The sequence below is a fragment of the Gammaproteobacteria bacterium genome (assembly GCA_040183005.1).
In the GTDB taxonomy this organism is placed as follows: domain Bacteria; phylum Pseudomonadota; class Gammaproteobacteria.
Genome location: JAMPIW010000007.1, coordinates 1 through 15,372, shown reverse-complemented (window position 1 = coordinate 15,372; position 15,372 = coordinate 1). Strand labels below are relative to the sequence as shown.

Here is a 15,372-nt window from a genome sequence, read left to right as displayed (position 1 = left end):
GGTGATAGATAATTTATTCAGGAATAGGCTCTAAACGCCAGCGCTTTTTTGGGAACTCCCGAGAAGCTGCCTCATTACCTCATCAAAGTAAGGCTTCTCCTTGAGGCCGGCATAGCTTCCAGGGAAATAGATCAAGGTAATGTAGGCGCTTTTCTGATCATACCTGTTAATCACTATCGCACAGCGCTGCCCGGGTAACAGGCGTACGTTATCTATCATTGGAAAATCGAACGAACCCACCCAGAATTCGCTGACACTGGTATTTTCCTTGCCATCCTTGGTGGGCGTGGCAACCGTCAACATGGTCTTCATCTCCCGCGTTGCGGGGTCTTCTTCGGTGATACGAATCCTGAAGGTACGCTTAATACCGTCCACCTCAAGCGTTCCTTCGTCCAGAGCGACACCAACACCTTTATCGCCGGCGCGCAAGCTCTCCAAATCGACAACCCTGTCAAAGCTGCTGCCCGCCCCGCTGAGCACCATGACCTGTTTCATCGCCACATCATGGCCCACGCGCTCTAGCCTCTCCAGGTAATCCTGCTTGTTGGGATCCGTGCTAGCATTGACCTGTTTGGCCACATGCAGGAAAAGCGGCTTAAGATTGAGCGCCTCATGAAAGTTATAGGCGAGCAGCTCGAGGTTGAGCACCTTTTTTTCGAGGGAATCAGCGCCCTTATCAAGAAAGGACTGAAGAATCGATACGAACATGTCCTTACGTAGCGCGCTTTCCGCCTCTTCACGCTTACTCATTATTTCAGCATAAAGTTGGGAGCGCGTTTCATTGGCTTTCATTCTCTCCAATGAATTATTGGTGTAATAACCAACCAGGGCTATTGTTATCGCTGTCAGCAAGCCACCCGATGCCTTCAGCAAATCAATGATGTTCCAGCTCTTACCCTCCTTGTCTTCCATCAACGGCTCCTGGGTCAAAAAAAATCACTTCAAAAAAATCGGGGGCGGATGATCGGGTTTTATTGGGTTACGTCGCAAAAGCCGCGCCTAACCCAACCTACACATCTGCGACGTATGTTTCGTAGTTAATGGGTTCAGATACTGGCGGCCTGTCGATTCTGCTCAGGGCCGGCATGGCGGTTGAATACACTCAACCCTGCCACTGCCGTACCCTGCCCACATCCACGTGGACAAAATCAGAGCCGGGATAATAGCCAACGCCTCCGCCTTGCAGCATCAGCGCGGCGCGGCGTACCTGAATCAGGTCACGGCCTGGAACACGGATATCCGTCGCTTTCCCATCCAAATGCATGCTGTGTCTGGCCACGCCATCACTGCGCGCGGCAAGCATGGCATTGGTGGCGGGCGAGCGGTAACCGGAAACAATATGGAAGGGCTGACGGGCATCCACGGCATTGTTGACGCTGTAAAGCAAGTCCAGCAATGCGGGAGACATGTCTTTTATTTCATCATTGCGGTGATCGCGCAAGATATGGTTAATGCTCGCCAATGCCTCAGGGATATAACCACCTTCCGCCCAATAGACAGTCTTGATGCTTTCTCCGGTGTGGGTGTTATACAAGGCCAACGCCCGTTCCGGTGCCATAACATCGCGCAGTGCAGCGCGCGCTGGAAAGGGAAGCAGCCCTGCTGCCGCGACAAGCAACCCTAGCTTCAAAAATTGGCGTCGGCTGGTGTCTTTCATTGAATGCCTCCATTTGAAACAGGAGCCGGCAAGCCTATTTCACGGGCCAGCCCTTCCTTGAGTCGAATTACGTATTTCACTTTGTCCCAGTCTAACATATCGGTGATCCCCTGGGCCTGGGCTGATCTCTCCACAATGGTTATCGGATCAATCCCCTTTTTGTAAATATCCCGGTTTACCTCAAGAAAGATGCGGCCATCCTCAAGACGCGCCAGCAACACAGGGGTGTATATGATCTTGCCGGACTCGCCTTTGGTCACACGCTGAAAAAGCGCGGCGATGTCGTCCGGGTGCGAGCGAATACAACCATGGCTCTGAAAATGGTAGATACTCGCCGGGGCGATAGTGCCATGAATGCCAATGCCCGGAAGACTCAGGCCAATCCAGTGTTTCCCCAAAGGATTATCCGGGCCCGGCGGCACTTGGGTTAGCACAACTTTTCCTTCCCGGCGCATCTCCTCCTGGATGGACTTGGGCACATGCCAGGTCTTGTTTTCCTGAGGATCGACAACCTTGAAGCGCCCATCCGGTGTCGGCCAGCTTGGGCGCCCTAGCCCTACTGGATAATGGAGCGTCATCTTACCTGCCTGAAAATAATACAGCATGCGCTGCGGCAGGTTGATCAGTATGCCCTCCTCCAGCCGTTCCGGGACGATATGGCGGTTATCAACCCACAACAATTGACCGGGATGGAGCATGGCACTGTATTTTATGTCATTTGTCCGCGCAAGAACGGTCTGCTCGACACCAAAGCGGGCACCGATACGGGTCAGGGAATCACCGGGTTGCACTGTGTATTCAAACGTCTCACCCACCAGTTCCGCTGGAAACACCGCCGTCTCTTGCGCCCCGGCAACGGGTATCCATGCGGCAAACATCAAACATATCAATCCCGAGGAAACCCTTCTATTCATATAATTCCAATTATTGAGATGGCAACGATGCCTTGACCCTCCCCCAATCATACGGGAGGGGCTTACTGCGCCATGTGCCGGCCTCCTTTATAGCGGCGCGCAATGCCTCCATCCGCTCCCTGCTTGCGGGATGAGTGGACAAAAGCGCAATCTGCGCACCACCTCGGTTGGACAACTTGTCAAAAAAACGTTCCATGCCGTTGGGATCGATCTGCGCCCGCTTAAGGAGCTGTAAGCCTTTCAGATCCGCCTCGGACTCTTTGTCTCTGCCATACTTCAAAACGCCCATCTGGGTGGCGAATTCGCCCAGCAAACTGCCCGTCCAGTCGCCGGTCACCATGGCAATCACCGCGCGCCACCCCAGGTTGTGGACCATTGCTTTCAGAGTATGGCGCTGCAAGACATGTTCGATTTCATGGGCTAAAACTCCGGCCACTTCCTCAGACGAATCGGCCGCCTTGATCAGGCCGGAAAATACCACAACATGCCCGCCGGGGATGGCGAAGGCATTGATTGCCGGATCATCGGCGACGTGCCATTTGAACGTATACGGGGAACCTGCGACTAATTTCTGGCCGATCTCCGCCACAACGCGCGGCGCTTCGCCCTGCGTAACGAGCTTGAGCGAGGGCCGGGTCTGCTCAAAGATGAGATCACCCAGCTTCTGCTCGTTCTCTATCGAGATGCGATTGACCGTCCAGCCGATAACCGGATCAGGATTCCACAACAGCACTGCCAGCAAGAGAAAGGGGGCCAACAAAAACAGTATTAGTGCAACCCATCCTGCCCGCATCTTTTTTTGGGCACCATGGATCTTCTTGCGCCACTGCACCAATTGCGGAGCCAGTGCAGGGGGGGCATGGGCGAGCAGGATATCCTTGGCGTGTTTATCCGTCAGCGTCAGCGACCAAGCCTGTGCGTCCTTAGTCCACGCCAGGATCATCTGTTCATGGTCAAAGCCGCCCGCGGAAACTTGGACATCCTGATACGGTATGATCTGTTCCAGTGGCTCTTCCGGCCAAAGGCATAGGCCCTCCTCCCCGATCCGGACAGGAATCTTCTCGCCATGGGGCCGCAGCCCTGGGCCAAAACACGTTGCAGAGAAAGATACCATCCAACGGGAAGAATGACCCGGGTTATCTGTCTCCACCCAGAATATTCCCCAATCCGCCTAACACAGATCCCTCTTCACGGCTTCCCCCTGTGGCAGGCATGGCGGCATAGATACGGTTTGCCAAGCGGCTCAGAGGAAGTGATTGCAGCCAGACCTTGCCCGGCCCGCGCAGTGTGGCGAAGAACAGGCCTTCGCCACCGAACAGGGCCGACTTAATCTTGCCTACATATTCGATGTCATAGGACACCGAGGGTTGCAACGCCACCAAACAACCAGTGTCGACCCGGATCAATTCGCCGGGGGCAAGCGTTCTCTCCATCAACGTCCCGCCCGCATGGACAAAGGCATACCCATCGCCTTCCAGCTTTTGCATGATAAATCCTTCGCCACCGAACAAACCGACACCGAGTTTTTTCTGAAAGGCGATGCCGACCGAGACACCCTTGGCGGCGCACAGAAAGGAATCCTTCTGGCAGATGATCTGCCCCCCCATATCCGCCAGGTGCAATGGGACAATCTTGCCGGGATACGGCGCAGCGAAGGCGACTTTTCTCTTACCGCTGCCCTGGTTCATGAAAATCGTCATAAACAACGACTCGCCAGTCAGCAGGCGCTTGCCCGCCCCCATCAGCGCGCCGAGAAACCCGGATTTCTGTTGCGAACCATCGCCAAACACGGTTTCCAAGGCGATACCGTCCTCCATATACATCATGCCGCCCGCCTCCGCCACTGCCGCTTCCTGCGGATCGAGCTCGATCTCGACGTACTGCATCTCCGAGCCGAAGATTTGATAGTCAATTTCATGCATTTCGGCCATTTTTATCTCCTGGGAAAATAATCAATTGATTGAGTAGGGGGCAAATGTAGGGTGCGTTCCACGCGCCAATGATAATGGTGCGTGGAACGCACCCTACTTACGATCGGCCATTTCAAGGCAGACCTGCAAGCGCGCCCGCGCCCGTTCCAGCGGCAGCAGCGGCATAACATTCGTCATTTCCGGCCCGTCCAGCTCCCCCGTCAGCGCGGCACGCAGGGGATGAAACAGCGCTTTGCCTTTAGCGCCGGTTTCCTGTTTTATGTGATTGACCAGCTCCTTGAAATCGGTGTGATGCCGTTCCAACCCAGCCAGTGCATGTTCAAAAAATGCGCTACCAGCCTCGCTGACCACCTGCCGCGCGGCGTCGTCATTCAGCTCCAGCGGATCGGCGCAGAGAATCCGCGCCCACTTCAATGCATGTTCCGGGAATATGACATTGGTCCGCACCGCCGCGACAAAGGCAGGTACATCCTCCTCCGGCACCAAGGCATGCACCTCCTCTCCCATCCACTGCCATAGCGCGTCAGAATGAGCGTGGACAATCGCCTCGCGCTGCCAGTGCAACAAATGGGTAGTGTCATAATGCGCGGGCGCACGGCCCAGATGGCCGGCGCCGAACTCCGCCGCGAGTCCATCCAGATCCATATAAGCATTGTTTTCATAATGGTGGCCCAGGCGCGCCATATAATTGGTGACCGCCCCCGGCAAATAACCCGTCTCGCGCAACTCACGGATGCTGCGGCTGCCATGACGCTTGGAGAGCGGCGCACCGTCAGCGCCAAGTATCATCGAGATATGCCCATAGCTCGGCACACGCAGCCCCAGCGCCTCAAGCAGCAGGATCTGGCGCGGCGTGTTGGTGAGATGATCTTCTCCGCGCAGCACATGGGTCACCCCCATCAAGGCATCGTCAATCGCATTACTGAAAAAGAACGCAGGCGAGCCATCGGCGCGGCGGATAATGAAATCACCGATATCACCGCTGTTAAACTTCTGCGGCCCGCGCACCAGATCATCGAACTCCACCATCTGACGGGGCGGGACGCGAAAACGCAAGGTCGGCTGCAACCCACGCTGCAATCGTGCCACCACCTCATCTGGGCTCAATCGCGCACATGTGCCCGGATAACGCGGCGGCTGACCCGCAGCGAGCTGCGTCTTGCGCGTCAGATCAAGCTCACGGTCACTGCAAAAACACAGGTAGGCGTGCCCCTCCTGCTCCAGAACGTCGAAATAATTCCGATAAATTGTGTCCCGCTCCGATTGCAGATAGGGGCCATGCTCCCCACCCACGGAGGGCCCCTCCTGCCAATCCAGACCTAGCCAGCGCAAATCTTCCTCAACCGCCTGGATATATTCGGTCTTGCTGCGACCCTGATCGGTATCCTCAATACGCAACAGAAAAACACCCGGTTCAGGTCGGGCAAGCAGCGCGCTGAACAGCGCCGTGCGGGCATTGCCAAGATGCAGAAAACCACTGGGACTGGGGGCAAAGCGGGTTTTAATAGGAGTCGTAGTCATAGCTCAACATGGTAACGGAAACGCGCCTCAACGACAAAAATTATATGCAGATGCCCTACCCTTCTCAGGCAGAATCACTGAACCGACAGGAGCGGCGTATGGTCAAGATCCTCGCCGGTTAATGGGATAGTCGCCCGTCTTGCCCATGAACGGCAGAGCCAGCATCCACGGCAAGGTAAGCCGCTTCGGATCGCGGAACTGCTTGAGCCCAATGGTCATACCCTCATGCCCTTGCTCCGGCTGGGCGCAATAGGTGCCGCACAGCCTATCCCACCACGGCAGGTTGAAACCGAAGTTGCTGTTGGTCTCGCGCGCTATCACGGAGTGATGCACGCGGTGCATGTCCGGTGTCACCACGAAAAGCCGCAGCGCCCGATCCATAGGCAAAGGGATACGCAGGTTACCGTGATTAAACATTGCCGTGGCGTTCAACAGCACCTCAAAAATCAGCACGGCCAGTGCGGGCGGCCCGAGAACGCTCACCGCAGCCAACTTGATCAACATCGACAGAATGATCTCGATGGGGTGAAAACGCGCGCCGGTGGTCACATCATAATCCAGGTCGGCATGGTGCATCATGTGCAGGCGCCACAGCAGGGGAACGGCATGAAACATAACGTGCTGGAGATAAATGACGAAATCCAGCACCACCACGGCCACCACCACCGCCAGCCAGTAAGGCATCTCAATATTATTCAACAACCCCCAGCCGCGTTCTTCGGCCAGCAATGCCATACCCACTGCCGCCATAGGGAACAGCGCGCGCACCGCCAAAGTGTTGAGAAATACAATACCCAGATTGCCAAACCAGCGCACGCCCTTCAAGGTGCTCAGGGTGCGGCGTGGCGCCAGCATCTCACCCACGGCCACCAGGATGAAAACCCCCAGAAAAACGCCTAGCCGGATAGCCGCCTCATGGCCCATGACGAATTCATTCATATTCCGCATTCCATTTGGATCACATTTCTATTCGAGAATTCATTCGTGCCCAGATTTTGCTTCCTATTCAGCGCCCTTTGGGAGTACCGTTATTCTATCGGTTTGCCGGCAATAAGTCCGGCAGGCTCCTGGACTATTTGATGCAATCTTCGCACTGAAAGATAGCGGCGCAACGCGGGTTTGAATAAACTACTCACCACCACACCTTAAGTAACCATACTCGCAACCATGCTGACACACATCGAGATTCGCGACTTCACCATCATCGACCACCTTGACCTGGAACTGAGCCACGGCATGACGGTGCTCACCGGAGAGACCGGAGCGGGTAAGTCCATTCTGGTGGATGCCCTCGGCCTGGTGCTGGGCGACCGCGCCGACAGCGGCGTAGTCCGTCATGGCTGCGAACGCACCGAGATCAATGCGGCGTTTGATGTGAGTGGCATGGCCGCGGCCCAGGCGTGGCTTGCGGAACACGAGCTGGATGCGGACGGCGATTGCCTGCTGCGCCGCACTATCTCCGCCGAAGGACGCTCCAAGGGCTACATCAATGGCCGCACCGTTCCCCTGCAGATGCTTCAGGAGCTGGGAGAAAAGCTGGTGGATATTCATGGCCAGAATGAACATCAGTCGCTGCTCAAAAGCGATGTGCAGCGCCAGTTGCTGGATGATTATGCGGGGCACGCCGCACTGCTCGCCAGCCTCGAAAAAACCTACAAGCAGTGGAAGGCGTCAGGCGCGGAGCTGGAAACATTGCGCCGCGCCGCGCATGACCGCAAATCGCGCCTGGAACTGCTGCGCTATCAGGCAGGCGAGCTGGAGGCGCTGGAACTGGGCGAACAGGAAGTCAGCGCGCTTGAGGAAGAACATGCACGGCTGGCCAATGCCGGGCGCCTGCTGGAAACCTGCCAATCCGCGCTGCACAGCCTCTACGAAAGCGACGAGGGTGCAGTGCTCACCATCCTTGACAAGGTGCTGGGCGAAGTCGAGCAGTTGCGCACCATCGACAACCGCCTCGCCGCCGCGTGCGACCTGCTCAACAACGCACTCATCCAGACCGGCGAATGCGCGAACGAGTTGCGCCATTACCGCGAAAGCCTGGAGCTCGACCCGGAACGCCTGCAATGGATAGAACAACGCCTTGATACGATACATCAACTGGCACGCAAGCACCGCGTCCCGCCCGGTGAGCTGCCCGCCCTGCTGGCACGATTGAGTGACGAGCTGGCGGCGATAGAACACAGCGACGCGCGCCTTGGACAGTTGCAAAACGAACTTGACCAGATTGCCCTCGCCTATCGCGAACAGGCGCGCGCCTTGGGTGAAGGCCGCAGCCGCGCCGCGGGCGACTTGGCCGAACGGGTGACCACCGCCATGCAGCCGCTGGGTCTGCCGAATGCGCGCTTTGAGATCGCACTGCACCCGCTGGATGATGAACGCTTTTCACCCACGGGCATGGAGCGCGTGGAGTTTCTGGTCAGCACCAATCCTGGCCAGCCCGTGAAACCGTTGCACAAGGTAGCATCAGGCGGCGAGCTGTCGCGCACCAGTCTTGCCATCCAGGTGATCACTGCCCACAGCAGCCACATCCCGACCCTGATCTTCGACGAAGTGGACACCGGCATCGGCGGCGGCGTAGCGGAGACCGTCGGTCGGCAACTGCGCGCACTGGGCGAATCTCACCAGGTGCTGTGCGTCACCCACCTGCCCCAGGTCGCGGCGCTCGGCCACCATCACCTCTATGTCAGCAAACAAACTCAACACAACAGCACCACCACCGGCATCCGCCGGCTGGATGACAGCACACGCAACGAAGAAATCGCCCGCATGCTGGGCGGCGTGGAAATCACCGAGCAGACGCGGGCGCATGCACGGGAGATGATTGGACGGGCGGGCACAAGCGAAAAAACACCCGGCCCGGCAGGCACGAAGACCCGCCGGAGAATAGGCAGTGTGAAGCTTTGATCCTTAAAACCTCTTTTTGTCCACGAAAAACACAAAATTCACGAAATAAAGCAAAAACATGGATTGCTTCAGCAATTCACCGGATGGGTGGCAAGTAACACGCGATATGCACTTGAATATTTTCGTGTTTTTTCGTGAATTTCGTGGATAACTGAGTTTTTTTAGGTTGATACCTTTACGATAGGGTAATGGAGAAGAGTCCCCTGTCCAAATAAACCCCCTTATCGTGCCAGTCGCCTCTCCATACCACCGAATTTCCCGTGTAGGTTGAGAGAGCAATGCCTGCCGGGGTGGTGTAGTTAAAGGTTTTGCTGGTGGTCGCTCCTGCCGCAAGGCTGAATGGCGCTATCGACAGATACGGCCATCGGGTATCCCTGCCGCTCAGTCCTGCGCCGATGTCATCCAGAAAATTGGCGACACCAAAGAAGATAGACACGAACATCGGATAGTAGGACGCGGGATCCGGATTGGCGATATAAACTGTGTAGACGGCGGCGCTTCCCGGCGTCGTACCACTGGTCCAGCCCTGCGCATATATATAAGGTGACTTGGAAGATTCGCCTTTGACCTTCCTTAGCAACTGATTTTCATTCAGACAAGAGAAGACCAGCCCCTGATGCTGAATCTCCTCCTTCAGGAGAGCGATTTCCCGCAAGCGTTGATCGACTTCCTGCCTGACCTCTTTCTCGGTTTTCTTTTCCATGGTTTTCTCCTTCCATTAAGCCGCAGATTTTAAAATTTCATCCAAAGCGCTACGGTCTGCTGAAACAGCAGCCTCGTAGAAGAATACAGTGACTCAAGAATGATTTCTTTGATCTATATCAAACATATCTCAACACACACGGTAAACTGTCAGGGTAGCCGTGAACCACATGTAAGAAGTTATTGCTGGACATGATCACCGTGCAGGGGACAATGTGGGAGAGCAACTTTGAGCACACCTGCCTTATCACGTCGTTTTCTAAAAAAACAGCTCGCGCTGTGGGCAATACTTGCCGTTCTATCCCTGCTCACCCTCGTTTCCTGGCCGCAGTTCAACCGCGCTTACGAATCGCTGCTGGTGCTCGCCGACATCAACACCGCCGCCGCACCGAGCCGATTGAAGGCGGTCACCCCGCAACCTAAGCGCACGTCGGTAAACTACACTGTCATGGGGCGCTCTCATCGCGGCGATCTCTACCTGCCTGGCGAAGGACTCCCTGGAGCAGGAATCGTGCTGGTGCCCGGTATCGTGCCCGAGGGCAAGGATGACCCGCGCCTGGTCGCGCTGGCCCACACCCTGGCTCGCGCCCGCTTCGCGGTATTGGTACCGGACATGCCGGGGTTCAGGGCGATGCGTGTGCGCCCCTCGGACGCCCGCGCGGTGGCCGATGCCTTTGTCTTTCTCGTGAGCCGAAGTGATCTCGCCCCGAAAGGGCGGGCGGGGATGGTCGCCTTTAGTTACGCGGTGGGACTGACGGTGTTGGCCGCCCTGGAGAATGACGTGCGCAACAAGGCGCGCTTTGTCGTTGGGGTGGGCGGCTATTATGATTTGACGCGCGTCATCACTTTCTTCACCACCGGCTATTTCCAGGAAAACGGCCAATGGCGCCACATACAACCCAGCCCCTATGGCAAATGGGTATTTGTCGACAGCAGCAAGGATTATCTGCGCAATCCGCAGGACAGGGCCATTCTGGACGCCATGGTGCGGATCAAGCTGCGCGACAACCGCGCGGACATTTCACACTTGGCCCCCGAACTGGATCCGGAGGGGCGCGCCGTGTATGACCTGCTGACCAATACCGACCCAGCGCGCACGCCCGCATTGATTCAGCCTCTTCCCTCAGAGATACTGGCAGACATGACGAGACTGACACTGGCCAACAAAAACCTCAAGCACCTTAAAACGCGCCTGATGCTTATCGCCGACCGCAACGATAACATCATTCCTTATACTGAAAGCATCGCTCTGTCCCAGGCTGTTTCTGAAGGTCAGGCAAATCTTGCCCTGGTAGGTAGCCTGATGCACGTCGAACCCAAGGGCTGGCGCTATTTTTCCTGGGAATTTCTGAGCCGGGATCTGCCTGACTTCTGGCGGATGTACAGAGTGATTTATGAGTTGATGGAGGAGCGAGGATAGGCTTTAATGAAGGCACGGCAGGCTGCTAGGACTGCAGGTGTTGTGGAAGATTGATACTGTGGAGCGGGGACTAAAAGTGAATATTCATAATCAAACAACTTTCGGCAATCTCTCACCCTCCCAACGGATCCATTTACAAGCAGGCGATGCGCTGGTGATCGTCGACGTGCAAAACGACTTTCTGCCTGGCGGCAGCCTTACAGTACCCTGCGGTGATCAGGTAGTACCGGTGTTGAATCAATATCTCTCGCTCTTTCAGGACAGGGCATTGCCGGTCTACGCCACACGCGACTGGCACCCCCTCGATCACTGCTCTTTTCACTCCCAGGGTGGTCCATGGCCACCACATTGCATTGCGGACTCGGCAGGCGCGCAGTTCGCCCCCTATTTACAACTTCCCCCATCGGCGACTGTGATCTCCAAGGCAATCAGCGCTGATAAGGATGCCTATTCGGGATTCGAGGGCACGCACCTGGATGACAGTCTACGCAACGCAAAAGTCCAACGCCTGTTCATCGGCGGGCTTGCAACGGATTACTGCGTGCTCAACACCGTTAAGGACGCGCTCCAGCATGGCTATCAGGTATTTTTGCTGGAAGACGCAATCCGCGCGGTCAATGTTAATCGCAATGACGGGGTGAAGGCGGAATGGGCCATGACGAATCAGGGTGCGATACCTGTGGAGTGGAAAATGTTGTCATGATGAACCCCCAGTCCAGCGTCCTGCTCACCGACCTCTATCAGCTCACCATGCTGCAAGGCTATTTCGAGCAGGAGATGTTCGATACCGCGGTATTTGAGTTCTTTGTGCGCAAGTTGCCACCGCAGCGCAATTTCCTGATGGCCGCAGGTCTGGAACAGACCCTGGACTTTCTGGAAAATCTGCACTTCACCCCGGAGGAATTAGACTGGCTCGCGGCCAGCCGCCATTTCAGCAACACATTTGTTGATTACCTGGCGGGACTACGCTTTACCGGCGATGTCCATGCCATGCCGGAGGGCACTATATTCTTCCCCGATGAGCCAATCCTGCGCATCACCGCGCCATTGCCGCAGGCGCAACTGGTGGAAACGCGCCTCATCAATCTCCTGCATTTTCAAACGCTGATCGCTTCCAAGGCCGCGCGCTCGGTACTGGCAGCTCCGGGGAAGCTGCTGATCGATTTCGGGCTGCGCCGCGCCCACGGTGCCGAAGCCGGCCTGCTCGCGGCGCGGGCAGGCTATATCGCCGGGCTCAATGGCACTTCCACAACCTTGGCCGGGCCGCTCTTCGATATCCCGGTATACGGCACCATGGCCCATTCTTTTGTACAAGCCCATGAGGACGAAGAAACCGCCTTCGAGCACTTCGCCCGCGCACAGCCGGACAATGTCGTGCTGCTGATCGACACCTATGACACCGAGATAGCCGCGCAAAAGGTGGTGGCTCTCGCACCGCGCCTGCGAGAACAAGGCATCGCCATCAAGGCGGTGCGTCTCGACAGCGGCGATCTTGCCGAACATGCGCGCCGTGTGCGGCATATTCTCGATGAAGGCGGACTGCATGAGGTACACATCTTTGCCAGTGGCAATCTTGATGAATATGCCCTGCAGGCGTTCAGCGCAGCACATGCGCCTATTGACGGCTTCGGCATCGGCACTCATCTGGATACCTCCGCAGACGCACCCTACCTCGACTGCGCCTACAAGCTCCAGGAATACGCCGGACGCGCCCGGCGCAAGCGTTCCGAAGGCAAGGCCACATGGCCCGGCCGCAAGCAGGTGTACCGCAGCTATGATGACAAGGGACGATTTGCCGGGGACACCCTGACGTTGGAGGGGGGCGATCTATACGCTGGAGAAGCGCTGATCCAGCCCATTATGCGTAACGGCCAGCGCCTCGCCCCGTCTCCGCCTCTGAGTGAGATACGCCAGCGCGCCAGTGCGCAACTTGCCCAACTACCTGAACCGCTACACAGCCTCACCTCGGTGCCTGGCTATACGGTGACGGTATCGCAGGCACTGCATGAACTTGCAACCGAGGTAGATAGACAGCAGGTTTGATACCTGCCCCATCGCACCATGAACAGCCCCTACACCGACATCCACGTCCACGCCGTGCCACGCGCGGGATATGCAGCGCACGGCCTGCGTGAACGGGCAATATTCCGGCTACTGCGGCAGGCGGGCGGGTTAACGTCGGCACAGGACGATCCCGCAACAGCCTATATGGCAATACTGGAAAAACGCCTGCGCGCCTCGCGCTTTGTGGGCCGGGCGGTATTGCTGGCTCTGGACGCTGCCCATGACGACCATGGCCGTCTGGACCCCCGCCACACTGGCTTTTCCGTGCCTAATGATGATGTCGTGGCATATTGCCAGCAGCAGCCGGACATCTTCCTGTTCGGCGCTTCAGTCCACCCCCATCGCCCGGATGCACTGGAAGAACTGGCACGCTGCAAGGCCTTGGGCGCGGTACTGATCAAGTGGCTCCCCAACAGCCAGAATATAGATCCTTCCGACAGACGCCACATCCCGTTTTACCGCAAGCTTGTCGAGTTGAGACTCCCGCTGTTGTGCCACACCGGCATCGAGGTGGTGCTGTCCATTACCCGGCAATCACTGGGAGCGATCTCTCGCCTGCGCCTGCCGCTGGATGTGGGCGTGACTGTCATCGCCGCGCACGGCGGCTCCAGCGGGCTGGTCTGGAATCATCGCACCCAGCGCGAATACATAGCGATGCTGCGCACCTATCCATATTTTTACGGCGATACCGCCGGACTGGGTTTTCCCAATCGCATGGGCGCCCTGCTCTGGTGGCGCGACCGCCCCGACCTCTGGGAGAGACTGCTATTCGGCACCGATTATCCCGTACCGTTTTATGCACCGCTATGGCGCCCTTTTCTTACCAATGAGGCCTATGCGGCACTGGCGGCGGAACATAACTCCTTCGATCGCATGGCGTTGTTACTGGAAGGACTGGGGGTGCACCTGAAGCCTGAGAGCTTTACGCGCATGCTGGAAGGATAAAAAGTCGGAAATAATGGAGTGTCGGATTTCTTTACACCATATAAAAAAGCTAAAAAGATAAAAAAACAATATAATCAATATATTATAAATTTGACAATAAAAAACCCTTATATGCTGGCTCGACTGCGGCCATTTCTGTGTCGGTTTTTTTTACAATTCCATCCATAAATCTTCCAAGTTAGCTATTGTCAGGTACGTCTAAAAATTTAAGCCCATGTATTAAATGTTAATTTATTTTTACACTCTATTCTGGCATGTATTATGCTTAAAATTATATGAAATAATCAATCTAACTCTAACGGAGTGTATGTATCATGCGTTATTCAATCAAAATGTTACTCTCAGCGTTACTCGGGGCCGGGGCGTGCCTGGTTGGAACGGCTCAGGCCACCACCATCACTTACACGGACTTCTCCAGCACAAGCGGACTCACATTGAATGGCAATGCGGCGCAGGTGGGCAATGTTCTGCGCGTGACGCCGGCTAACTTTAGCCAGGCTGGAAGTGTATTCTCCACAAACCCAATCTCGCTCGCGTCTAACGCATCGTTCAGCACGGCGTTCCAGTTCAGATTCACCAATGCTGGGGGTGCATGTGACGGTCAGGGCTGCGGAGCCGATGGTCTCGTATTTATCGTCCAGACAAATTCGAACAATGTCGGGGGTGCGGGGGGTGGCATTGGTTATGACGGGGTACCCAACAGTGTCGGCATTGAGTTCGATACCTGGAACAACGGCGGTATAGACGGTGGCAGCAGCAACCACGTTGGCATTGATGTCGGCGGCAGTGTGAATTCGCTGGTGCGCGCGGAGGTTACACCGGACATGAACAATGGAGCGATCTGGTACTCCTGGATTGACTACAATGGCGCCACGGATTTGTTAGAAGTACGTCTGTCCCAGACAAACGCCCGGCCGTCTTCGGCGATTCTTTCATTGACCCGCGACTTGGTCACTGATCTTGGCACGACCAACGCTTTCGTCGGATTCTCTTCCGGCACTGGCGCCGCATATGCGAATCATGATGTCCTGTCCTGGACCTTCGTGGACACCTTTGCTCCGATTAACGGGGTTCCAGAACCCGCCTCTCTCGCGTTGATGGGGCTGGGGTTGGTCGGCCTGGGTTTTGCGCGTCGCCGCAAGGCAGCTTGAGCGTTTCGTTTCCCTAACAATAAGCGCCAATTGAAGCGCATGCTTGCCCACCCCGTCACGGGTGGGCATTTTTTTGTCCCGCCGTCACACTTTTTATCTCCCTCCTCACTTATTCATTATGCAGGCGGACCCTATGAATCTCCACGCGCCTATTAAAGGATAG

Annotated in this window: 14 protein-coding genes; 6 read left to right on the top strand and 8 right to left on the bottom strand. The window is 56.3% G+C overall.

Annotated features, from left to right (window positions below):
* Positions 1-30: 30 nt before the first annotated feature.
* The 7 genes from M3A44_06055 to M3A44_06025 all read right to left on the bottom strand — a co-directional run bounded on the left by M3A44_06055 (position 31) and on the right by M3A44_06025 (position 6,962).
* Positions 31-912 carry a hypothetical protein gene (locus M3A44_06055; GenBank protein ID MEQ6341215.1) on the bottom strand — a complete coding sequence of 294 codons (882 nt, stop codon included), beginning with the start codon at positions 910-912 and terminating at the stop codon, positions 31-33.
* A gap of 190 nt (positions 913-1,102) precedes the next feature.
* Positions 1,103-1,657 (bottom strand): DUF882 domain-containing protein, encoded by a 555-nt coding sequence (locus M3A44_06050; protein ID MEQ6341214.1) that lies wholly within the window; start codon positions 1,655-1,657, stop codon positions 1,103-1,105.
* Positions 1,654-2,571, bottom strand: coding sequence for a L,D-transpeptidase family protein (locus tag M3A44_06045; protein MEQ6341213.1), 918 nt, complete (start codon positions 2,569-2,571; stop codon positions 1,654-1,656). The genes M3A44_06050 and M3A44_06045 overlap by 4 nt, the downstream gene beginning before the upstream one ends.
* Before the next feature lie 10 nt (positions 2,572-2,581).
* Positions 2,582-3,721, bottom strand: a complete 1,140-nt coding sequence (locus tag M3A44_06040; GenBank protein MEQ6341212.1) for a M48 family metallopeptidase — start codon at positions 3,719-3,721, stop codon at positions 2,582-2,584.
* Positions 3,708-4,502: a TIGR00266 family protein gene (locus M3A44_06035; protein ID MEQ6341211.1), complete on the bottom strand. Its 795-nt coding sequence runs from the start codon at positions 4,500-4,502 to the stop codon at positions 3,708-3,710. Before M3A44_06035 ends, M3A44_06040 begins: the two co-directional genes overlap by 14 nt.
* 93 nt (positions 4,503-4,595) lie before the next feature.
* The gene (gene gltX, locus M3A44_06030; GenBank protein MEQ6341210.1) at positions 4,596-6,023 is read right to left on the bottom strand and encodes a glutamate--tRNA ligase; all 1,428 of its coding nucleotides are present in this window, start codon (positions 6,021-6,023) and stop codon (positions 4,596-4,598) included.
* 102 nt (positions 6,024-6,125) lie between these two features.
* Positions 6,126-6,962 carry a sterol desaturase family protein gene (locus M3A44_06025; GenBank protein ID MEQ6341209.1) on the bottom strand — a complete coding sequence of 279 codons (837 nt, stop codon included), beginning with the start codon at positions 6,960-6,962 and terminating at the stop codon, positions 6,126-6,128.
* A gap of 228 nt (positions 6,963-7,190) precedes the next feature.
* Between M3A44_06025 and recN the strand changes: the two genes are divergently transcribed.
* Positions 7,191-8,927 (top strand): DNA repair protein RecN, encoded by a 1,737-nt coding sequence (recN, locus tag M3A44_06020; protein ID MEQ6341208.1) that lies wholly within the window; start codon positions 7,191-7,193, stop codon positions 8,925-8,927.
* Positions 8,928-9,102: 175 nt separating this feature from the next.
* Here recN and M3A44_06015 read toward each other — a convergent pair whose 3' ends face one another.
* The gene (locus M3A44_06015; protein ID MEQ6341207.1) at positions 9,103-9,630 is read right to left on the bottom strand and encodes a hypothetical protein; all 528 of its coding nucleotides are present in this window, start codon (positions 9,628-9,630) and stop codon (positions 9,103-9,105) included.
* Between the two features lie 228 nt (positions 9,631-9,858).
* Between M3A44_06015 and M3A44_06010 the strand changes: the two genes are divergently transcribed.
* From M3A44_06010 to M3A44_05990, 5 genes are all read left to right on the top strand, one after another.
* A complete protein-coding gene (locus M3A44_06010) occupies positions 9,859-11,049 on the top strand; it encodes an alpha/beta hydrolase (protein ID MEQ6341206.1) in 1,191 nt (396 codons plus the stop codon).
* A gap of 82 nt (positions 11,050-11,131) precedes the next feature.
* Positions 11,132-11,752 (top strand): isochorismatase family protein, encoded by a 621-nt coding sequence (locus tag M3A44_06005; GenBank protein ID MEQ6341205.1) that lies wholly within the window; start codon positions 11,132-11,134, stop codon positions 11,750-11,752.
* A complete protein-coding gene (locus M3A44_06000; protein MEQ6341204.1) occupies positions 11,752-13,092 on the top strand; it encodes a nicotinate phosphoribosyltransferase in 1,341 nt (446 codons plus the stop codon). The genes M3A44_06005 and M3A44_06000 overlap by 1 nt, the downstream gene beginning before the upstream one ends.
* An 18-nt stretch (positions 13,093-13,110) precedes the next feature.
* Entirely contained in the window at positions 13,111-14,058 is a 948-nt protein-coding gene (locus tag M3A44_05995) for an amidohydrolase family protein (protein MEQ6341203.1), read from the top strand.
* 314 nt (positions 14,059-14,372) lie between these two features.
* On the top strand, positions 14,373-15,209 hold the full coding sequence (locus tag M3A44_05990) for an L-type lectin-domain containing protein (protein MEQ6341202.1): 837 nt from the start codon (positions 14,373-14,375) through the stop codon (positions 15,207-15,209).
* Positions 15,210-15,372: the final 163 nt, after the last annotated feature.